Source organism: Mycobacteriales bacterium (assembly GCA_035995165.1).
Lineage (GTDB): Bacteria > Actinomycetota > Actinomycetes > Mycobacteriales > CADCTP01 > CADCTP01.
On record DASYKU010000050.1, the window covers coordinates 16,827 to 35,960 of the forward strand.

21 protein-coding genes and 1 tRNA gene are annotated in these 19,134 nt (G+C 72.8%); 15 read left to right on the forward strand and 7 right to left on the reverse strand.

The genetic code is table 11. The features are described from left to right. Positions 1 to 21 precede the first annotated feature (21 nt). The gene (locus VGP36_08495; GenBank protein ID HEV7654758.1) at positions 22 to 2,070 is read right to left on the reverse strand and encodes a DegT/DnrJ/EryC1/StrS family aminotransferase; all 2,049 of its coding nucleotides are present in this window, start codon (positions 2,068 to 2,070) and stop codon (positions 22 to 24) included. Positions 2,071 to 2,187: 117 nt separating this feature from the next. On the opposite strand from VGP36_08495, the gene VGP36_08500 reads away from it, so the two are divergent. Both VGP36_08500 and VGP36_08505 read left to right on the forward strand, forming a co-directional pair. Next, positions 2,188 to 2,640, forward strand: coding sequence for a hypothetical protein (locus VGP36_08500; GenBank protein ID HEV7654759.1), 453 nt, complete (start codon positions 2,188 to 2,190; stop codon positions 2,638 to 2,640). Beyond that, a complete protein-coding gene (locus VGP36_08505) occupies positions 2,637 to 3,872 on the forward strand; it encodes a methyltransferase domain-containing protein (protein ID HEV7654760.1) in 1,236 nt (411 codons plus the stop codon). Before VGP36_08500 ends, VGP36_08505 begins: the two co-directional genes overlap by 4 nt. A gap of 25 nt (positions 3,873 to 3,897) precedes the next feature. Here VGP36_08505 and VGP36_08510 read toward each other — a convergent pair whose 3' ends face one another. Continuing rightward, positions 3,898 to 4,293: an SsgA family sporulation/cell division regulator gene (locus VGP36_08510; GenBank protein HEV7654761.1), complete on the reverse strand. Its 396-nt coding sequence runs from the start codon at positions 4,291 to 4,293 to the stop codon at positions 3,898 to 3,900. 186 nt (positions 4,294 to 4,479) lie between these two features. Here VGP36_08510 and VGP36_08515 point away from each other — a divergent pair, with 186 nt between their 5' ends. The 5 genes from VGP36_08515 (at position 4,480) to VGP36_08535 (ending at position 7,964) form a co-directional block, all read left to right on the forward strand. Further along, positions 4,480 to 5,118, forward strand: a complete 639-nt coding sequence (locus VGP36_08515; GenBank protein ID HEV7654762.1) for a sigma-70 family RNA polymerase sigma factor — start codon at positions 4,480 to 4,482, stop codon at positions 5,116 to 5,118. After that, a complete protein-coding gene (locus VGP36_08520; GenBank protein HEV7654763.1) occupies positions 5,115 to 6,230 on the forward strand; it encodes an anti-sigma factor in 1,116 nt (371 codons plus the stop codon). Before VGP36_08515 ends, VGP36_08520 begins: the two co-directional genes overlap by 4 nt. A gap of 79 nt (positions 6,231 to 6,309) precedes the next feature. Continuing rightward, positions 6,310 to 6,672 carry a TIGR02611 family protein gene (locus VGP36_08525; GenBank protein ID HEV7654764.1) on the forward strand — a complete coding sequence of 121 codons (363 nt, stop codon included), beginning with the start codon at positions 6,310 to 6,312 and terminating at the stop codon, positions 6,670 to 6,672. 24 nt (positions 6,673 to 6,696) lie between these two features. Next, a tRNA-Val gene (locus tag VGP36_08530) sits at positions 6,697 to 6,768 on the forward strand. A gap of 329 nt (positions 6,769 to 7,097) precedes the next feature. Further along, a complete protein-coding gene (locus VGP36_08535) occupies positions 7,098 to 7,964 on the forward strand; it encodes a hypothetical protein (protein ID HEV7654765.1) in 867 nt (288 codons plus the stop codon). A 17-nt stretch (positions 7,965 to 7,981) separates the two neighbouring features. Here the strand turns inward: VGP36_08535 and VGP36_08540 are convergent, their stop codons facing one another. Together VGP36_08540 and VGP36_08545 are read right to left on the reverse strand one after the other, a co-directional pair. Further along, the gene (locus VGP36_08540) at positions 7,982 to 9,196 is read right to left on the reverse strand and encodes a helix-turn-helix transcriptional regulator (protein ID HEV7654766.1); all 1,215 of its coding nucleotides are present in this window, start codon (positions 9,194 to 9,196) and stop codon (positions 7,982 to 7,984) included. A 36-nt stretch (positions 9,197 to 9,232) separates the two neighbouring features. After that, the gene (locus VGP36_08545) at positions 9,233 to 9,718 is read right to left on the reverse strand and encodes an NUDIX hydrolase (protein HEV7654767.1); all 486 of its coding nucleotides are present in this window, start codon (positions 9,716 to 9,718) and stop codon (positions 9,233 to 9,235) included. A 172-nt stretch (positions 9,719 to 9,890) separates the two neighbouring features. On the opposite strand from VGP36_08545, the gene VGP36_08550 reads away from it, so the two are divergent. Then, positions 9,891 to 10,511 carry a helix-turn-helix transcriptional regulator gene (locus tag VGP36_08550; protein ID HEV7654768.1) on the forward strand — a complete coding sequence of 207 codons (621 nt, stop codon included), beginning with the start codon at positions 9,891 to 9,893 and terminating at the stop codon, positions 10,509 to 10,511. A 223-nt stretch (positions 10,512 to 10,734) separates the two neighbouring features. Here VGP36_08550 and VGP36_08555 read toward each other — a convergent pair whose 3' ends face one another. Continuing rightward, positions 10,735 to 11,010, reverse strand: coding sequence for a helix-turn-helix transcriptional regulator (locus tag VGP36_08555; GenBank protein ID HEV7654769.1), 276 nt, complete (start codon positions 11,008 to 11,010; stop codon positions 10,735 to 10,737). Positions 11,011 to 11,569: 559 nt separating this feature from the next. Between VGP36_08555 and VGP36_08560 the strand changes: the two genes are divergently transcribed. Further along, a complete protein-coding gene (locus VGP36_08560; GenBank protein ID HEV7654770.1) occupies positions 11,570 to 12,331 on the forward strand; it encodes an AAA family ATPase in 762 nt (253 codons plus the stop codon). On the opposite strand, the gene VGP36_08565 is transcribed toward VGP36_08560, so the two are convergent. Next, positions 12,308 to 13,495, reverse strand: coding sequence for an MFS transporter (locus VGP36_08565; protein HEV7654771.1), 1,188 nt, complete (start codon positions 13,493 to 13,495; stop codon positions 12,308 to 12,310). The genes VGP36_08560 and VGP36_08565 overlap by 24 nt on opposite strands. A gap of 35 nt (positions 13,496 to 13,530) precedes the next feature. Here VGP36_08565 and VGP36_08570 point away from each other — a divergent pair, with 35 nt between their 5' ends. From VGP36_08570 to VGP36_08595, 6 genes are all read left to right on the forward strand, one after another. Beyond that, positions 13,531 to 13,695, forward strand: a complete 165-nt coding sequence (locus VGP36_08570; protein HEV7654772.1) for a hypothetical protein — start codon at positions 13,531 to 13,533, stop codon at positions 13,693 to 13,695. 8 nt (positions 13,696 to 13,703) lie between these two features. After that, on the forward strand, positions 13,704 to 14,042 hold the full coding sequence (locus tag VGP36_08575) for a hypothetical protein (protein HEV7654773.1): 339 nt from the start codon (positions 13,704 to 13,706) through the stop codon (positions 14,040 to 14,042). Then, complete coding sequence (locus VGP36_08580; GenBank protein ID HEV7654774.1) at positions 14,039 to 14,665, forward strand: methyltransferase domain-containing protein; 627 nt, start codon at positions 14,039 to 14,041, stop codon at positions 14,663 to 14,665. The genes VGP36_08575 and VGP36_08580 overlap by 4 nt, the downstream gene beginning before the upstream one ends. Before the next feature lie 92 nt (positions 14,666 to 14,757). Further along, positions 14,758 to 15,807, forward strand: a complete 1,050-nt coding sequence (locus VGP36_08585) for a DUF371 domain-containing protein (GenBank protein ID HEV7654775.1) — start codon at positions 14,758 to 14,760, stop codon at positions 15,805 to 15,807. A 35-nt stretch (positions 15,808 to 15,842) separates the two neighbouring features. Beyond that, positions 15,843 to 17,960 carry a threonine--tRNA ligase gene (thrS, locus tag VGP36_08590; GenBank protein ID HEV7654776.1) on the forward strand — a complete coding sequence of 706 codons (2,118 nt, stop codon included), beginning with the start codon at positions 15,843 to 15,845 and terminating at the stop codon, positions 17,958 to 17,960. Continuing rightward, positions 17,957 to 18,511, forward strand: a complete 555-nt coding sequence (locus VGP36_08595) for an HIT domain-containing protein (protein HEV7654777.1) — start codon at positions 17,957 to 17,959, stop codon at positions 18,509 to 18,511. Before thrS ends, VGP36_08595 begins: the two co-directional genes overlap by 4 nt. A 24-nt stretch (positions 18,512 to 18,535) precedes the next feature. Here VGP36_08595 and VGP36_08600 read toward each other — a convergent pair whose 3' ends face one another. Then, positions 18,536 to 19,072 (reverse strand): hypothetical protein, encoded by a 537-nt coding sequence (locus tag VGP36_08600; GenBank protein HEV7654778.1) that lies wholly within the window; start codon positions 19,070 to 19,072, stop codon positions 18,536 to 18,538. Between the last annotated feature and the right edge of the window lie 62 nt (positions 19,073 to 19,134).

Here is a 19,134-nt window from a genome sequence, read left to right on the forward strand (position 1 = left end):
CGGACGGCCGCCCGTCCGTGGTCAGCGTCGGGCGGTGGCCAGGGCGGTGAGCACGGCGGTGGTGACGCGGTCGGCTTGCAGGGGTGAGATCTCCGAGGACATCGGCAGGGCGAGCGCCTCGCGACCGAGCTGGTCGGACACCGGCAGCGGCCCGGCCGTCTCCGCGTATCCGCGCCAGTCGTGCCAGTGCAGCGGGGGAGCGTAGTACGGCTTCGTGGCCACCCCGAGCCGCAGCAGTTCGGCCGCCAGCCGGTCCCGGTCGACGTCGCCGAACCGGGCCACCCAGTGCACCCAGGCGTGCTCGTCCCCGTCCGCGGCCCGGTGCGGCACGACCCCGAGAGCGGTGCCGATCTCCGCGTACCGAGCCGCCACGTCCCGGCGCCGCGCGACGAGCAGGTCGAGGTCGGCGAGCAGGTCCAGCGCCGCGATCGCCGCGGTCTCCACCATCGGCACCGAGCGGAGCCAGTCCATCGGCGTCCGCAGCCGCTCGACCGCCTCCCGCGGCAGCACCAGCGCACCGCCGCCCCCGCCGGCCGAGAGCACCTTGGCGAAACTCAACGAGTACGAATGCGCAGCGGCCTGCGTCGCGACCGGACGGCCCTGATGGCTGGCGCCGAGCGCCGCGGCGGAGTCCGCGACCAGCGGCACCCCGGCGTCGGCGCAGACCTTGGTCAGCGCGGCGTAGTCGGCCGGCGCGCCCAGCGTGTCCACCGCGACCACGACGCTCACGTCGCCGGGCTCCAGCGCGGTCGCGAGCGAGGCCGGGTCCATCGTCCAGGTGTCCGGCCGCACGTCGCAGAACCGCAGCGTGTAGCCGAGCTGCGCGAGCATCTCGCCGGTCGCCGCGAACGTGAACGACGGCAGCACGGCCACGTCCCCGAACCCGACCGGCCCGGCGATCGCCTGCACGGCCAGCCGCAGCGCGGCCGAGCCCGAGGCCGTGACCAGCAGCGCCGACTCGGGCGGCAGGTCCAGCGCCTCCCGCAGCCCCTCGGTCAGCGCCGACGCCCACGGGCCGCCCTTGACGCTGCCGGTCTCCAGACAGGCCTGGGTCCGGTACGCCACCTCGTCCGGCCGGCGCGGCCTCGGCGGCAGCACCACCGGCAGCGCCGGCGCGAACGCCGGCAGCTCCTCGTCGGCCAGCCGGCCCACGAACGACCGCAGCTCCCGCTCCAGCCGGGCCGCCCCGTCGCCGGCCCCGAGCCGCCGCACGAACTCCGCGGTGTCGATCCGCCCGCAGACGTCGACGGTCGGCGGCGGCGCGATCGCCACCGGCGCATCCAGCCCGAGCGTGTCCAGCACCAGGCCGGCCAGCTCCACCAGCGGCAGCACCGCGAGCCCGGCGTCGAGCGTCCCGGCGCCGCCGTCGAGCACCACTCGCGCCAGGTCGTCCACCGGCAGGAACGTCCGGACGGCGTCGGTGACGGCCAGCGGCAGCCCCGCCAGCGCGCGCCGGCTCAGCTGGGCCACGACCCGGTCCTGCCCCGGTCCGAACAGGTTCGCCGCCCGCAGCACGCTCAGCCGGTCGGGCGGGACCACCGTGCGGACGAGCAGCTCCTGGGCCCGTTTGGCCAACCCGTAGACCCAGCGGCCGGTCGGGTCGGCCGCGGCCAGCTCGCGGCAGAGCTCCGCCACCTGCCAGGGCGGACACGGCCGCCGGGCCAGCACGCGCAGCTCGTCGCACCAGGCCCCGATCGCGGCGTCGTCCAGCGGGAGCCCGTCCTGGGCCGCGCCGTACACCTCGACGGACGAGATGAGAACCACCTCGCGACCGGCCAGCGCCGGCAGCAGCCGGGCGGTGGTCACCACGTTGTCCAGCACGAGCCGCCACGGGTCGCCCGCGCGCGGATCGCTGCCTCCGGATGCCAGCACGACCAGGCCGTCAGGCAGCTCCATCGGATCGATGAGCAGATCGACACCACGCTGGTCCACCGTCGCCGGTAGGCGTGGCGACACCGCCCGGAGACGATCCATCGACGTCACCGGTCGTCCTGCGACCGCGGCCCGGCGCCCCACCGCCGAGCCCAGGAATCCGGCGCCGCCCACGACGGTCACCGCCCCGCACTCCATCCCCCGCACCTCCCCAGGTCCCGACCCCCGGGAGACAACCTAACCGGTGGCCAGGCGTACGGGACCTATTTGTTACATACCTGCACGCCCCGGCGGAGATCCACCTAGTGTGTCCCGGTGCGTCGCATCCTGCTGGTCTCCTCCAGTGGCGGGGTCCTGCCCGACCTGCTGGCCCTGGAGCCGTGGTGGGGCCGGTACGACGTGAGCTGGGTTGCCGTGGACGCGCCCGACACGCGCGAGCTGCTGGCCGGCTATCCGGTCCGCTGGCTCGACGAGCTGAGCCCGAGCCGCCCGGACCGTGTCCTGGCCGCCGTCCCGACCGCCCGGGCCCACCTCCGAGCCGGTCGCGTCGACGTGGTCGTCTCTGCAGGCAGCGGGATTGCGGTGCCCTGGTTCCTCGCCGCCCGCGCCACCGGCGTACGGGCCGTTTGGGTGGAGACGTTCAACATCGTTGATCGGGCCGGGCTGGCGGCGCGGCTCTGCGCCCGGCTCGCGGACCAGGTCGTCGTCCAGCGCGCGCAGCTGCTGACCCGGCACCGAGCCGCGGTCAACGTCGGGGAGCTGTGGTGAGCTCGGTCTTCGTCACCGTCGGCATGGGCCCGTGGCCGTTCGACCGGCTGGTCGCGGCGGTCGCCCCGCTCTGCGCCGAGCACGACGTCTTCGTGCAGACCGGTACGTCCTCCGTCATCCCGCCGTGCCCGCACCAGCCGTACCTCGGGCCGGCCGAGACACTGCGCCGGATCACCGAGGCCGATGTCGTGATCACGCACGGCGGAAACACCGTGCGGCTGGCCCAGCGCGCCGGAAAGGTTCCGATCGCGGTGGCACGGGAGGCCGCACGGGGGGAGATGCGCAACGACCACCAGGTCGCGTACCTCACCAGCGAGCGGTCCGGCGGCCGCGTCCGGGTCCGGGCCGGCGACGACCTGTCTCTCCCCGCGGCGGTCGCCGGCCACGCCGACACCGAGCGGCGGATGCTGGCCACGGCGCCGCCGCTGCCGGCCCGCACCGACCCGGGCAGGCTGGGCGAGCTGCTGGACAGCGCGGTCGCGCCGCCGGCCGGCCCGTTCGAGCGGCATCCGCTGGCCCGCTACCGCTGGGCCTGGGGGCAGCTCGCCGCCCGCACCGGCCGCCACCTGGACCTCGGCGTCGGCGACGGGGACTTCACCCGGGCGCTGCACCGCGAGACCAAGCTCGAGGTCGTCGCCGTCGACGCGCACCCCGACTACCTGCGCGTACTCCGCAGCTCCGACCCCGAGCTGGCACTGGCCCGGGTCGCGACCGCGCTGCCGTTCGCGGACGGCGCGTTCGGCTCGGTCAGCGCTCTGGACGTGCTGGAGCACGTCGCCGACGAGCCGGGCACGCTGGCCGAGCTGCACCGGGTGCTGCGGCCGGGCGGGTTGCTCGTGCTCACCGTCCCGGCCCGGCACGCGTTCTCGGTGCTGGACCCGGACGACGCCAAGCTGACCCGGCCACGCCTGCACCGCGCCGTCTACCAGCGCCGCTTCGGCCGGGCCGAGTACGAGCGCCGCTTCGTCGACGCTGCCGACGGGCTGCGCGGCGACATGGCCTGGACCCGGTCCGAGCACACCAACTACCGCGCCGAGGACCTGTTCGGCGCGCTCGCGACCGCCGGGTTCGTCCCGGCCGCGCGCGACGGCGCCGGGTTCTACTGGCGCTTGCTGCAGGTGCCCGCGCTGCTGCTGCCCGCGCGGCTGGCGAAGGTCCTGGATGCGCCCCAGCGCCTGGACGCCCGCCTGTTCCGCCGGGCCAACCTGTTCCTCACCGCGACCCGCCCCTGACCCCACCGTCAGGCGGGTCCGCGACTCAGCTCAGGTCGTCGTGCAGCAGCATGTCCAGCTCGGCGTCGAGATCCAGGTGCTCCGGCTCGGCCCCCGGCGGCACCAGCGCATGGCAGCGGGCGACGAAGTCGGCCAGCACCGGACGCGGCACCGCGAACAGCGCCCGGCCGGACGGTGAGCACAGCTCGACGTACACCGGCCCGGCCAGGTCCTCCGGCGACGGCCAGATGCGGACATCCCCGTCGCCCGCGGGCACGCTCAGGCCGTCGGACACGAGCGATCGTGCAAAGATCCACTCGATCGGGTCGCGCCCGGGAGAAGTAGGAAAGGAGAGGTGCACTGCGTACGGATCGTCCCGGTCGTACCGGAGGGACGCGTCCAGCAGGACGTCGGCTCTCGGAACTACGAGACGCAACGTCACCGCCGTACGGACTTCTGGCACTCGACCGGCCATTTCTGTTCCCCCCGTGTGCATGACTTCTTACCACGCGTGACTACCTTCGCAACGAGCGTCGCTCCGAATGGGTAATGTGTCGCTCGACGAAGACATCAAATAGGTGAACCGGATTCACCCGGCTCACGAAGACTCCCTGTGAGGACAGCCGTCATGGAGAGGCCGCCTGCACCCCGGCCCGAGGCAGATGCCTCGGACGGCGTGCTCGTGCAGCGCCTCGCCGACGGCGACAACAGCGCGCTCGAGGCCCTCTACGACAGATACGTGCGGCCCGCGTTCGCCCTGGCCCGCCGCATCACGGGTGATCAGGTCTTCGCCGAGGAGGTCGTGCAGGAGGTCTTCCTGGCCCTCTGGCGGGACCCGGCCAAGTACGACCCGCTGCGCGGCGGGTTCCCGAGCTGGCTGCTCGCGGCGACCCACCACAAGGCGGTCGACGCGGTCCGGCGGGAGCAGACGGTCCGGTCCCGGCGGGCGACGCTGGCCGAGGAGGCCGACTACTTCACCGCCGCCGGCGTGTCGGACTCACCGCCGGTGGAGGACGCCGCGTGGGCGGGCCTGCGCGGTGAACGCGTACGCAAAGCACTGTCCACATTGCCGCCGCCGCAGCGGGAAGCGCTCGTGCTGGCCTACTACGCCGGGTACACGCAGTCGGAGATCGCCGCGCGTACAGGCACTCCGCTCGGCACAGTCAAGACGCGCATGCTGGCTGGCATGCGCCGGCTCCGTCTGCTCCTCGACGAGGTCACCGACGGTTCGTTCCCGGACGAGGCCCCGGACGGGGGCCGGCCATGAGCGAGCCGATGGACCCCCGCGAGCAGTACGGGGAGCACGGTGAATGGGATGCGCTCGCCGTGGGCTGGGCGCTGTCCGCGCTCGACCCGGAGGACGAGGAGCGCTTCGCCGCGCACCTGCCTGGCTGCGACCGGTGCACCGAGAGCGTCAAGGATGCGCTGCACACGGTGGCGGACCTGGCGTACGCGCTGCCGGACGAGGCGCCGCCGCCGTCGCTGAAGACGCGGCTGATGGCGGCGGTCTCGGCCGAGCCGCGGGAGTCGGGCGCTGTCCCGCCGCTGCTCGCCGAGGGCGAGTGGCCGGCGCAGGAGGCTTTGTCCGGCCACGACTGGTTCATCCGGGAGGAGGCCGAGGAGGCGCCGAACGGGGTGGCCGGGGACTTCTACCAGGCTCCGGAGGCCACGCCGCCGTCGGTGGACCCGATCGTGCGGCGTCCCGACGACCGGGCGGACGAGCGCCGGGCCGACGGTCTGCCGCCGTCCGAGTTCGCCAGCGCACGGCCGCCGGTCCAGTGGAGTTCCGACGAGGGGCCGGTCCGGCCCGGCATCGGCGGCCGGCAGGCCTCCGATGCGGACGAGTCGGATGTCGTCGTGCCGTTCGAGCGGCCGCGGCGGCGTCGGCGCTTCGCGGTCAGCGCCGCGGCGGCCGCGGTGGTCGCACTGGTCGCCGGCCTCGCCGTCTGGAACGTGCAGCTGCGCTCCAGTCGAGATGACCTCCGCCAGGTCGTCGCGCAACGGGAGGCTGCCATCCAGCAGCTGACCGCGAACGGCCCGGCCCGCGTCGCGGCGATGACCTCTGACGGCAAGCCGTCCGAGAGTCGGCGGGCGACCCTGGTCGTCCGCGGGAACCAGGTCGAGATCATCGTCGAGACCCTGGGTCCCACCAGCGCCAACCAGACGTACTGGCTCTGGACGCTGAACTGCGACACCACGACACCGAGCAACTTGAAACCCATCCAGGGGTTCACCGTTACTCAGTCTGACTTCAGTGTTCGCGACATAGGATCCGAACCTGGCGTCTCCACCGCGACCTGCTTCGCGCTCAGCTCCGAGGTCGGGACGGCGACGCCGACGGCCCCTCGCCTAGTCGTAGCGGTGGGTCAGCCGAAGTAGCCGAGCCGCAACCCGGGAGGACACCCTGCCCACCGACCAGGACCGTCGCGAGGACGACGAGCCCGGCCTGCTGGACGAGGTGGCCGACCGGCTCGGCTTCCGCGCGCGGCTCAAGCGGAACCCCGCCCTCGCCCTGGCGTACCGGATCGGCGTCGGGGTCGTCGGCACCCTCATCGTCGTGCTCGGCCTGGCGCTGGTGCCGCTGCCCGGCCCCGGCTGGCTGATCGTGTTCGTCGGCCTCGGCATCCTCGCCACTGAGTTCGCGTGGGCCGAACGCGTGCTCGACTTCGCCCGCCGGACGCTCAAGTCATGGCTGCGCTGGCTCGGCCGGCAGCACCTCGCCGTCCGCGGCCTGATCTCGCTGGTCACCGTCTGCTTCGTGCTCGGGGTGGTCGCACTGACGCTGCATCTCTCGGTGGGGCTGCCGTTCGTCAGCAGCTGATCCGGTATGCTTTCCCGGGTTCCCGGGCGATTGGCTCAGCGGGAGAGCGCCTCGTTCACACCGAGGAGGTCACTGGTTCGATCCCAGTATCGCCCACGCACGTCCTAGGCCCCTGTCCGCGGAGAGCGCGGGCCAGGGGCCGCGCTTCTTGTTGGCCGCGGGGGCGACTCCGGCGGGCCCGCGTTCCGTTCGGTTCCGGTTCGGAAGGTGAACCCGGGTCGATGATCTCCGGTTGCGAGCAGTGGTTACGGGTTCGGCGGTATCTCGTGCGGGAGCGGTATTCGCTCGCTGTCCGGGCGTTCGGCGATGCTGCGTCGCTCGCTGGAGATGCGCCGCTGCTGATTCGGCCGGAGTGGCTTCCTACCGAGCCGATCCCGCTCGATTCTGTCCGGCTCGAATACGTCGCTGACGCACCGTACGGCGGTGTGAGCGGCGACCAGACCGTCCTGCCTCACCGGGCCGATGGCCAGCCCTACCGGCGGTACTCCGACGCGATCGTGGCGCTCTCTGCGTCGGCCCACCTCCGCGATCTCCCGACCTACCGGCTGCTGTCGGCATCGCTGCGCGATGGTCCGCGGCTGGTCTTCGGACCGGGCACGTACTTCGACGGCCTGGACACCGGGGAAGCCGCCGCGCACGAGTACGCCGGTGCTGTTCTGGGGGAGTTGGACACCCAGCCGCTGCGCGAGGCGATCGGGGATCCCACCGAGCTGCGCCGGCGGCCGGCCAACCTCGCCCTCAGCGCGCTGACGCTCCGGCACGACCGGGCCACCGGTGCGGTCACGATGCCGCTGCATCGGCGGGACCCGGCGAAGGTCGGGCACGCCGGCGGGATGATCCAGGTGATCCCGGTCGGCGTCTTCCAGCCGCTCGCGCCCGCCACGGTCGCCGCGGACCTCTCACTCTGGCGCAGCATGCTCCGCGAGTACGCCGAGGAGCTGCTGGGCGCGGCCGAGGACTACGCGGTCCCCTTCGACTACGACGCCTGGCCGTTCGGAGCACGGATGAACGCGGGCGTCCGCGCCGGGCACGTCCGCGCGCGGGTGCTCGGCCTGGGCGTGGACCCGCTCACGTTCGCCACCGACCTGCTGGTCACGGTCGTCTTCGACGCGCCGACGTACGACGACCTCTTCGCCGAGGCGGTCGCGGTGAACGCCGAAGGTTCCGTCCTGCCCGCCGTCCCCTTCACCGACTCTTCGGTCGACCACTACGCCGCCCACCAACCCACCCAAGCCGCCGGCGCCGCCCTCCTCCGTCTCGCCCACCACCACCGCGCCACGCTTCTAGCCTGATCGGGCAGGCGGGGTAGTCAGCCTGCCGCGCCGAAATGCTGAGCAAGTTCGGCGAAGCCTCCATCCCGGCGCCTGGAGCTACGTTCGAGCAGACTGGTCATCAACGACCTGCCGAGAGGTTGCCGCGCCGACCACAAAGGCGCTGTCTCGCGGGCTTTCGTCAGATGGGCAAGACCTTCGCGGTTGTGCCGCAACTCGATTGCCGCGCGAGCCAGGTGCAGATGATGTCCGGACTCCCAGAACCTCGGCACGGTGCGATCGGTCGCTGACAGGTGCTTCGCCAGTGCGAGAGCGGCTGCCGGCTCGCCCATGCGCACCGCCGCTTCGACCGTCTGGAGACCGACAACGCGAGGACCGAAGATGGCGGCCTCGTTCGCACGGCCGTGCTGGCCAAATCGCACAGCGGCAGCGCGGGCAACCCTGAGGTAGTCGCGCGCGCGGTCGCCGTGTCCAGAGGCGATCGCCGCTGACGCTGCATTGAAGAGGAGGTTGCCGAACACACCCGCTCGGTCCTCGTCCCTGTCCAGGATCCGCGGTTCGATCGCCTGCGCGGCGCGGATCGCGAGCTCCTCCGCCTCCAGCGTCCGGCCTTGACGTACGAGCACCCAGACGAGATATCTCAGCGAGACTGCCGTCTCCAACTCCGGCGCGCGCGAACGTCTGGACGCCGACAAGGCCCGCTCCGCGCTGATCCAGGCAAGGTCGTTCAACCCGACGCGGCCGGCGAGGCCGGCTCCGAGCCGATAGGCAAGCGTGAGAACACCGTGAGCGTCTGCATTCGCATCGCCGGTCGTCGTGTGGGCCAGCTTGCGGGCGTCTGACAGAAGAGGCGGCAGCTCGATCAGAAGGTCTTCCGTACGGCCTGCGACGTACGAGACCCAAGCTCGGCGGCCTGAGCTTGAGAGTTGGCCGATGGAGCGCAGGTCCTGGTCTTCGGCGGGGTCCAGGACATCATCGATGTCATCCAGAGCTGCGATCCCTCGGCGAAGGAGGCCGGCGTCAATAGCGCTCGCTGTCCTCGTGGCCGCGCCGAGCAGTTCCAACGGTGTCGTGCCGAGCGCCCGCGCCAGTCGAGCGAGCGTCTCCGGCCGGACGTTTCGACGAATCCCGCGTTCGATCCGTCCTATGGTGTCGACCCCGACCAGCGTCGCTTCGGCCAACTGCTCCTGGGAGAGATTTCGCGCCTTACGAAGCCGAGCCACGTTGTCCGGCAGTGCGAAACCGTCGACCACAACAACCATCCTATGCGGATGGTGTGTCAACATCGACTACTCGACCGGCTGACCTGCCTCGCACAGGGTGATGGTTCCGCGCTCGACGGAGAGCAGCGCCGCTGTGATCCTGCCCGCCAGGGTCGGCTTGACCAACCTGGCGATGTCCTCAGTCGTGCAGAACTTGATCGAGAGAATCTCCGGGTCGGTCAGCGAGATACCGTCGACTTCTTCGTCGGTGAGGATGCCCCCGTCCCAGAGGAACGCCATACCCTCGGGCATCGGGCTGTCCGTTGGAATGTAGTCGATTGCGAGCAGCCGTCCGAGCGGCCTGTCGAGCCCCAGCTCTTCCCGGACCTCACGGCGCGCTGTCCGCCAAGGCGCCTCGTCGGCTTCGACCGCTCCACCGGGTATGTCCCACTCGGCCTTATAGCTCGTCTCGACGAGTAGCACCCTTCGCCGATCGTCCCGGTAGACCACACCAGCGGCCACGCGCTTGCGGTTCAAGCTGCGGGCGTACTCGTCGAAGGGCAGCAGGTCCACGGCGACGAGGCTACCGAGCGGGCACGGTTCCTGCCTCGGAGGCCGGATCGGCTCGGCGGGGTCCGGCGAACCCTGCCTGCCAGGCCGTGTTCCATCCGATTCGACATCGCGACGCTCAGGACACCACCGCGAAAGCTCGCAGGACGACGTGGAATGAGCGAGGGAAGTCGACATGCCTACGCCTTCAGTTTCTCGGCTCCGCGAACTGCGGCTGGGCCGGGGTTGGACCCAGCAAGAGGTCGCCGATCGGATCTTGCAGCTTGCTTGGGACCGCAAGGACCGGCAGGTCGGCGTCACGGCGGACGCGATCGCGAAGTGGGAACGCGGCGCCAAGGGTGTCAGCGCACGGTATCGAGAGCTTCTCGCCAGCGTATTCGGTGTGCCGGTAGAGGAGCTCGGTCTGCCGGGACTGGCACGAGCTCGGGTCGTCCTCCGCTCGGAGTCACTGGAGATCGTCGAGCAGGTCAGGGTGACCACCGATCTCCTTGTCGGCGAGCCGTCGTCGATGGAGCGGAAGCGACTGCTCCGGCACCGCGCCGGCCTCGCGATCCTGGCGGGCCGGTTGCTTCAAGACCGCAGAGACACGATCGCCGCTCGCGGGTACTACGGCTTGGCCATCGACGATGCATACGAACTCGGCGACGAGCAGCTGGCGGCTCGAGCCCATGGCCTGGTTGCCCGGCTCGTTGCTGCGGAGGGCCGAAGGGCCGCTGCAGCACGACACCTGGGTGCCGTCGCACGCCTGATCTCTGCTGGCGTGCCCGCGGAGGATCGTCGCTGGCAGTGGCGGTGAGAGCGGAGCGCCGGTAGCTGGCGTGACTATTCGGCGATCAGAGTCAGGCCGTGGTGGTCGGCGGCTGGGCGGAAGTCCTTCACGTTGCGGGTCACAAGGGGGAGGCCTTGGCTCAGGCAGCAGGCAGCAGGCAGCAGGCCGCCGGGTGGCGGGACCGGTCGAGGTCGGCGAGGAACGCTTCGCTCTTCACTATCTCATCGTTCGTACGGTCCCGGCTCGTGAGTCAGCGCCGGCCGGGGGTGTGGGCGGTGAGGGCGTCGTCGGGGCCGGTGAGGAGCCAATCGAGGGTGCCGTTGAGGGCGTGGGCCAAAGACCAGAGGCGCCAGGCGTCCAGGCCCTGGGCGCCGCGTTCGATGGCGGAGACGAAGTTGCGGGAGATGCCGGCCTTGTCGGCGACCTCCTGCTGGCTCAGCCGGAGCCAGACCCGGCGCATGTACGCCCGCCGGCCGACCTGGGCCCGCAGCGCCGCCTCCGTCGGCGGCCGCAGGTCGGGTGTCATCGGCCCACCGCCCACGTCGGGATCGTGGCTCCGGCCTGACCAGCGACGGGCGCGTCGGCCGATCTGACGCCGCGAGCCGCGGTTGGGCCGTGGTCGACCAGGGCGTCAGCGGCCGGGCCGTGTGCAGGTCCGACGGGCTCGAGCGCGTCGTGCGCAGCCAGGAGGTGGGCCGGGTGAGTCGGGGGTTGGAGGGTGGGGTGGCCGGTGCGGGGGTGGCGGGACACGCGGGGGCCGGGGCGGCGGGGGTCGACGCGGTGGCGGCCGGCGGGGATCACCTCGGGGGTGAAGATGCGCAGGTCCGTGTCGCCGGGGATGCGGCGCTCCAACGGCGGATCGGGTTCGGGCAGCAGGGGGACCACCCACCTTTCTGAGGAAGCTGGACTCATCCGACCGGAATCGGTTTCCGGGCAGGAGGTCTCGGATCTAGTCCGCCGGGGGATCCCGACAACGGTGACACTGTCAGGCGCGATCAGGCCGGGTCCATGTGCTGACACCAATGGTGTCGCGCCAACTCGGGAGAAGCCGACCGGGGAGAAGCCGACCGGGGAGAATGGGCCCGGTGGTGGTCTGGATCGGGGGAGCGCCGGGCGCCGGCAAGTCGACCGTGGCGCGGGCGCTCGCGCGCCGGCACGGGCTGCGGCTCTACGGCTCGGACACGCGCACGTGGGTGCACCGCGATCGGGCGCTGCGGGCGGGCAACCTGCACGCGATCCGGTGGGAGGAGCTGACCCCGAAGGAGCGCTGGGCTCGTGCCACCGACGAGCTGCTGGCGATGTCGCTGCACGACGAACGCGGGCGGATGGTGCTCGACGATCTCGCCGCGCTCCCGGACACGCCGCTGGTCGTCGCCGAGGGCACCAGCCTGCCCGCGGCGGCGGCCGGCGTGGACAATGCGGTCTGGCTACTTCCGACCCGGGACTTCCAGCGGGACCAGCTCGACCGCCGGTCCACCGCTCCGGGTCAGGTCCGGCTCTACACCGCCCTGCGTGAGGTCATCGCCGACGAGGCCCGGAAGTACAGCCTGCCGACGCTCACCATCGACGACCACGCCGACACCCTCCGCGCCGTCGAGGCGATGCTGGACGTCCCGTTGCGCCAGGGTCCGCACGCGGGGGGCGAGCGGGAACGGCAGGAACTGCTGCGGGAGCAGAACCAGGCGCTCATCGAGCAGGTGCAGGGTTTCTACGCCCGGCCCTGGGCCGTCGGCGACCCGGAGGAGTCCACAGTGGACTTCGTCTGCGAGTGCGGGAATCCCTGGTGCGACAAGGAGATCCGGGCCCGCGTGCGGGACTACCGCTCACCGTGCCGCGCGGAACGGTGACGCCAGCAGCACCAGCCCCGCCAGCGCCACGCCGCCGGCGGAAACGCCGAGCGCGAGCCGGTAGCCGGCCGAGTCCGCGAGCAGCCCACCGAGCGGGGCGCCGACCACCACCGCGGCGCGGTTCAGCGAGCGCATCGTCGCGTTCATCCGTGCCTGCAGGCGATCGGGCGTGATGCCTTGCCGGTACGACAGCTCCAGGGGGCTCGACAGGCCCAGCCCGAACCCGTTCACGAGGTTGCCGGCGCCCGCGACGACGAGGCCGCCGACCGGAGTCACCGCGAGGATGGCGATTCCGGCGGCCTGCAGCAGCCAGGCGAGCGGGATCGTCAGCCCGGGCCGGCCGAACCGTTCGGACAGACCGGAGCCGACCAGGCCGCCGATCCCGGCGAAGGCGAGCGTGACGCCGACGCCGAGTGAGCTGAAACCCAGCCGCAGCAGGCCGTACGGGACGTAGACAGCGCCGAGCACCGCGTAGAACACGAACCAGCCGTGCGAGCAGAGCGAGAGTGGGCGCAGCATCCGGTTCCCGTAGACCCAGCGCAGGCCCTCCTTGATCTCCGTCCATAGTGGACCTCGTTGCGGGGCAGCCGGTTCCGGCACGGCGAGCCGGGCGGTGAGCAGCGCCGAGACCAGGTACGACACCGCGTCCACGAGCACCGCGGCCGGCGCGCCGAGCCCGGCGATCAGGCCGCCGGCCACGGCCGGGCCGGACGTGTCAGCGGCGGCCGAGCTCTGCAGCAGGCGCGCGTTGGCCCGGGTGAGCGACTCCCGCGGCACCAGCCGGGGCAGGAACGACTGGTGCGCGGAGTCGTTCACCAGCGACAGCAGGCCGAACACGACCATCAGGCCCGCCAGCACCGGCACGGACAGGCTGCCGGTCCAGGCCAGGATCGGCACCGCGCACAGCAGCACGGCGCGGCCGAGGTCGGTGCCGACCAGCAGCGGCTTGCGCCGGACCCGGTCGGCCAGCGCGCCGACGACGACCCCGACGGCCAGGTACGGCAGCCAGCGGGCGGCGTTGACCAACCCGACGTCCGCGGCCGAGCCGGCCAGCGTGGTGACGATGAGGACCTGGATCGCCAGCGTGGTGATCTGGCTGCCGAAGCCGGACACGGTCGAGGCGGTCCAGAACAACCTGAAGTCGGCGTGGGTCCGCAGGCGCATCGTGCCGCCAGCGTACGGGGGCATGATCTGGCGGCATGAAGCTGTTCCCGGGCGAACCCGCGGCGGGACCCCGGCGGGTCGAGCCGATCGCGACCGTGCTCGGCCGCGTCCGGTCGTCGCTGCCGCCCGGCCCGCCCACGGGTCCGGCCGACCAGACCCAGCGGACACGGGTCCGGCCGGGACCGGCGGTGGGACGGTGATCGTGGCGGTGGATGGGCGGAGTGCGGGTGGGAAGACGACGACGGCGGGGCGGATCGCGGCGACCGTCCCGGGCGCGACCGTCGTGCACACCGACGACGTCGCCTGGTACGAGTCGTTCTTCGGCTGGGCCCACCTGCTGCGGGACGGCGTGCTCGACCCGGCCCGTCGCGGGGTGGAGCGGGACGGCGACGACGAGGCCGGGGTGGCGTTCCGGGAGGAGTGGGACGCGCAGGAGGTCCCGTTCCTGGCCGCGGACCGGCCCTGGGAGCGGGCGGCCGGCGGCGCCGCCCTGCCGTACGACCCGGCTGCCGAGCGGGTGGTCGCCGACCGGATGATGAGCCGGTGACGCTGCCGGCCACCGATCCGAGACTGGCGGACGCGCTGAGCACGGACGGCCCGGTGCTCGTCGACGTCGGCTGCGGCGACGGGCGGCACACCGTGCGCTGGGCCGAGCGCCGGCCGGACGCGCTGGTGGTCGGGCTGGACGCGGAGACCACCCGGCTGGACCGCGCGCTGGTCACGGCCCGCAAGCGCAGGCTGCGGGTGCTGTTCGTGGCGGCGGCCGCGGAACACCCGCCCGAGGCGCTGGTCGGGCGGGCCGCGGAGATCGCGGTGGTGATGCCGTGGGGCTCGCTGCTGGACGGGATCCTCGGCGCCGACCGGGCGCTGCTGGCCGCGGTGCTGGGCCTGGGTGCGCCCGGGGCGACGCTCGACGCGGTCGTCAACGTCCGGCCCTGGGACGCGCCCGAGTCGATCGACCGCAAGCTGGCCGCGACCCCGGAGCCGACGCCGGAGCACCTCACCGAGCTGATCGGCGCGTACGCGGAGCTGGGCTGGGCGCTGCAGCCGATCGGCCGGCTGACCGACGGGGAGGCGCGGGCGCTCGGCTCGACCTGGGCGTCGCGGGTGGTCGCGGCCCGCGCCAGCCAGCTCCTCCGCCTCCGCGCAAACCGCCGCCAGGTGAGCTAGCGCCAGCCCCGGCCCGGCCGGGACGGGCGCCCCGGCGGCCGGCCCGGAGAGCCGTCCCCGCGGTCCGGCCCGGCGCGGGGGATCATGGCGGCGTGACCGTCCCGGCCGTACGTCTGACTGCTCGCGGGCATCCGGACGTCACCGGCCGGCACGACAAGACGCTGGAGCTGACCGCCGGGGACGCGATCACCGCCCGCGCGACCTGCATCCTCGGGGTCGCCGCCGGCCCGCTGCCCGGCGACCTGCCGACCCTGCGCGGGCGGGTCCGGCTGACGATCCGGGCGGGGGAGCACGACGCCGAGGTCGAGGGCGACGCCAACCCCGGGTACGCCTCGGCCGACCGCCTGGTGGTCCGTCGCAGTGACCGGGCCGACCCGGACACGTTCCTGCTCAACGCCACCGCCGCGGCCGCCGACCTGCCGCCCGGCCTCCTGGCCGCGCTGACGAAGGACGCGCCGGTCGAGATCACCGCGGAGGAGATCGGTACGCCCGCCCGGGTGGTCCTCGTCCTCACCCACGGCCCCGTGCCCGAGGAGATCGCCCGCCTCGCCGCCCAGGCCGACCTCGTCGTCGACCTCACCGGCCGCGGCGCGCCGCCCCCGCCGATCACGCTGACCGGCCCCCGGGTGCACGCGATCCCACCCGGCCGGGCAAGGACAACCGTGGTGCTCACCGAGGACCCGGGGCAGGCGAGGGAGCTCACCAAAGGAAGCAGGGTCGTCCTCTGGCCCCCGGTCCCGGGCGCGGACCTGCTTCTGTCCGCCGGCCGCCGGCCGTACCCGCTGCTGCAGGCAGGCCGCCACCCGGACACGAAGTCCGGCCGGAGGGACCTTGCCCGGCTGCTCGCCGCCAGCCCGGCACCGGTGGCTGTCGACCAGCCGATGGAGATCCCGCCGACGCACACGGTCATCGGACCGGACCCGGAGATCGGCTGGGGAGTGGCCGCGGGAGACGGGAGAAGGGGCACGGTCGTGCTCATCCCGCCGGACCGGGATCAGGTGACCGTCGACCCGGCCGAGCTCGCCCGGCTCCTGCGGCAGACCGGCTCCGGCCGGGACGCGGCCGCCGTGCTGACCGGTCTCGGCGTACCCCGGAAGGAGGCATATCGGCTCGCTGCCGATTCGGCTCGCGGGCCTCGATAGCATCGACGTACCAACCCGGACCACCTGGAGGAACCGTGTCGTCGCAGCCGTCCCTGTCCGCCGTCCCCGCCAGCGTGGCGGTCGCGGCCGGCACGACGGCAGCCGACGCGCTCGCCGCCGCCGGGATCCCGCTCACCGGCCCCTCGGCCGCCGTCGTCGTGCGCGAGCGAAGCACCGGCGCGCTGAAGGACCTGGCCTGGGCGCCGGAGGCGGACGCCGAGGTCGAGCCGGTGCCGATGGACTCCGGCGACGGCCGCGCGGTGCTGCGGCACTCCGCCGCGCACGTGCTGGCCCAGGCCGTGCAGGACGTGTTCCCCGGGACCCGGCTCGGCATCGGCCCGCCGATCGAGAACGGCTTCTATTACGACTTCCTGCCCGAGCGCCCGTTCACCCCGGACGACCTGTCCAGGCTCGAGAAGCGGATGCAGGAGATCGTCAAGGCCGGGCAGCGGTTCGCCCGCCGGCCGATCTCCGACGACGACGCCCGGGCCGAGCTGGCCGACGAGCCGTTCAAGATCGAGCTGATCGGGCTCAAGGGCGCCGCCGAGGACACCGAGGGCGCCTCGGCCGAGGTCGGCGCCGGCCAGCTGACCATGTACGACAACCTGGACAGGAACAGCGGCGAGCGGATCTGGACCGACCTCTGCCGGGGCCCGCACCTGCCCACCACCCGGGTCATCCCGGCGTTCAGGCTCATGCGCACCGCGGCGGCGTACTGGCGGGGTTCGGAGAAGAACCCGCAGCTGCAGCGGATCTACGGCACCGCCTGGGAGTCGCGGGACGCGCTCAAGGAGCACCTGCGGCTGCTGGAGGAGGCCGAGAAGCGCGACCACCGCCGCCTCGGCACCGAGCTCGACCTGTTCAGCTTCCCCGAGGAGCTGGGCTCCGGCCTGCCCGTCTTCCACCCCAAGGGCGGCATCATCCGCCGCGAGATGGAGAACTACAGCCGGCTGCAGCACGAGCGTGCGGGCTACGACTTCGTCAACACCCCGCACATCACCAAGGGCCACCTGTACGAGGTCTCCGGTCACCTCGACTGGTACGCGGACGGCATGTTCCCGCCCATGCAGCTCGAGGGCGCGGAGTACTACCTCAAGCCGATGAACTGCCCCATGCACGACCTGATCTTCCGGTCCCGCGGGCGGTCGTACCGGGAGCTGCCGCTGCGGATGTTCGAGTTCGGCACCGTCTACCGGTACGAGAAGTCCGGCGTCGTGCACGGCCTGACCCGGGTGCGCGGCATGACCCAGGACGACGCGCACATCTTCTGCACCCAGGAGCAGGTCGCCGGCGAGCTGGCCTCGCTGCTGACCTTCGTGCTGCAGCTGCTCGCCGACTACGGGCTGGACGACTTCTACCTCGAGCTGTCCACCCGCAACCCGGAGAAGTCGGTCGGCTCGGACGAGATCTGGGAGATCGCGACCGACACCCTGCGCCAGGTCGGCGAGGACTCCGGGCTGGAGCTCGTACCGGACCCGGGCGGTGCCGCCTTCTACGGTCCGAAGATCTCCGTGCAGGCCCGGGACGCGATCGGGCGGACCTGGCAGATGTCGACCATCCAGCTGGACTTCAACCTGCCGGAGCGGTTCGAGCTGGAGTACCAGGCCGCGGACGGCACCCGGAAGCGGCCGGTGATGATCCACCGGGCCCTGTTCGGCTCGATCGAGCGGTTCTTCGGCGTGCTCACCGAGCACTACGCGGGCGCGTTCCCGGCCTGGCTGGCGCCGGTGCAGGCGGTCGGCATCCCGGTCACCGACGCCCACGCGCCGTACCTGGAGGCGTTCGCGGACCGGCTGCGGGAGCACGCGATCCGCGTCGACGTCGACAACTCCGACGACCGGATGCAGAAGAAGATCCGGACCTGGACCAAGCAGAAGGTGCCGTTCCTGCTCATCGCGGGGGACGACGACGTCGCGGCCGGGACCGTGTCCTTCCGGTACCGGGACGGCTCGCAGCGCAACGGCGTCCCGCTGGACCGCGCGGTCGAGGAGGTCGTGGCGACCGTCTCGGCCCGGGTCAACGCCGGCCCGTCGGCGGCGCTGTTCGCCGAGGCCGACGCGGCGGCGGTCCGGGCCGGAGCCGAGGCCGACGGGGCGGCGGTCCGGTCCGGAGCCGAGGCGGCCGGCGCCGAGGAGGGGCCGGCGGGCCCATGACCGGCGCGGCGGGCGGCCCGGAGCTGACCGAACAGGACGGCGTGGGGCAGCCGGACGCGTTCGAGCGGCTGTGGACGCCGCACCGGATGGCGTACATCAAGGGCGAGGGCAAGCCGGCGTCCGACGACGACTGCCCGTTCTGCCGGGCGCCGACGCTCTCGGACGAGGACGGGCTGGTGCTGGCCCGCGGTTCGCTGGTGTACGCGGTGCTCAACCTCTACCCGTACAACTCCGGGCACCTGATGACCGTGCCGTACCGGCACGTGGCCGACTACACGTCGCTGTCCACCGAGGAGTGCGCCGAGCTGGCGCTGTTCACGCAGCGGTCGATGACGGCGATCCGGGTCGCCAGCGGGGCGCACGGGTTCAACATCGGGATGAACCAGGGCACCGTCGCCGGGGCCGGGATCGCCGCCCACCTGCACCAGCACGTGGTGCCGCGCTGGGGCGGCGACACCAACTTCATGCCGGTGGTCGGGCAGACCCGGGTGCTGCCGCAGCTGCTCGGCGACACCCGCAAGATGATCGCGGCGGCCTGGCCGGAGAACTGAGCCGCTGGCTCAGTGCGAGACGGCTCAGTGTGAGAGGTCCACGACGAGGCGGTCCGGTCCGGTCAGCGTGAACGCCCGGAAGCCGGTCCGGGTCTGCTGCCCGATCCCGTACGTCAGGGTGGCCTCGAACTCGCCGGCGCCGGTGACCTGACGCAGCGCCGGGAAGCCGGGGCTCACCGAGATCTGCGCGGACGGGTGCGCGAGCCAGTCGGTGCCGTGCACGACGACCTGGAGGTCGGCCGCGCCGAGCAGCGGCACCGGCGCGCCGGACCCGTCGCGGGTCACCTGGGGCACGTAGCGGACGTCCCAGGACGGGATCCCGGTGCTCGCGGTGAACACGACCCGGTCGAAGTCGGGGTGCCGGCCGACCGTGACCGACGTGATCGTGACGGGACCGGCCGAGCCGGCGGCCGGCGCGGTGCCGAAGCCGGGCAGTGCGGCGGCCGGCCCGGCGGTGAGCGTGAGGACGCTGACCGCGGCGACCGCGACGGTGGCCAGCGCGACGGCGAGACGACGGCGGACGGACATGAGGACCCCCTCGGCGGCCCGGTCGGTACGCACCGCCGGGATGCACCAGGGACGCCCACCCCGCCCAGCCGGTTGACCCGCGCCCGCAGACCTGC

Excerpts from the sequence above, each read along its gene's own strand:
- VGP36_08495 (HEV7654758.1), bottom strand. The coding sequence starts at position 2,070 with ATGGAGTGCGGGGCGGTGACCGTCGTGGGCGGCGCCGGATTCCTGGGC.
- VGP36_08515 (HEV7654762.1), top strand. The coding sequence starts at position 4,480 with ATGGAGAGGCCGCCTGCACCCCGGCCCGAGGCAGATGCCTCGGACGGC.
- VGP36_08520 (HEV7654763.1), top strand. The coding sequence starts at position 5,115 with ATGAGCGAGCCGATGGACCCCCGCGAGCAGTACGGGGAGCACGGTGAA.
- VGP36_08550 (HEV7654768.1), top strand. The coding sequence starts at position 9,891 with ATGCCTACGCCTTCAGTTTCTCGGCTCCGCGAACTGCGGCTGGGCCGG.
- VGP36_08555 (HEV7654769.1), bottom strand. The coding sequence starts at position 11,010 with ATGACACCCGACCTGCGGCCGCCGACGGAGGCGGCGCTGCGGGCCCAG.
- VGP36_08565 (HEV7654771.1), bottom strand. The coding sequence starts at position 13,495 with ATGCGCCTGCGGACCCACGCCGACTTCAGGTTGTTCTGGACCGCCTCG.
- VGP36_08570 (HEV7654772.1), top strand. The coding sequence starts at position 13,531 with ATGAAGCTGTTCCCGGGCGAACCCGCGGCGGGACCCCGGCGGGTCGAG.
- VGP36_08595 (HEV7654777.1), top strand. The coding sequence starts at position 17,957 with ATGACCGGCGCGGCGGGCGGCCCGGAGCTGACCGAACAGGACGGCGTG.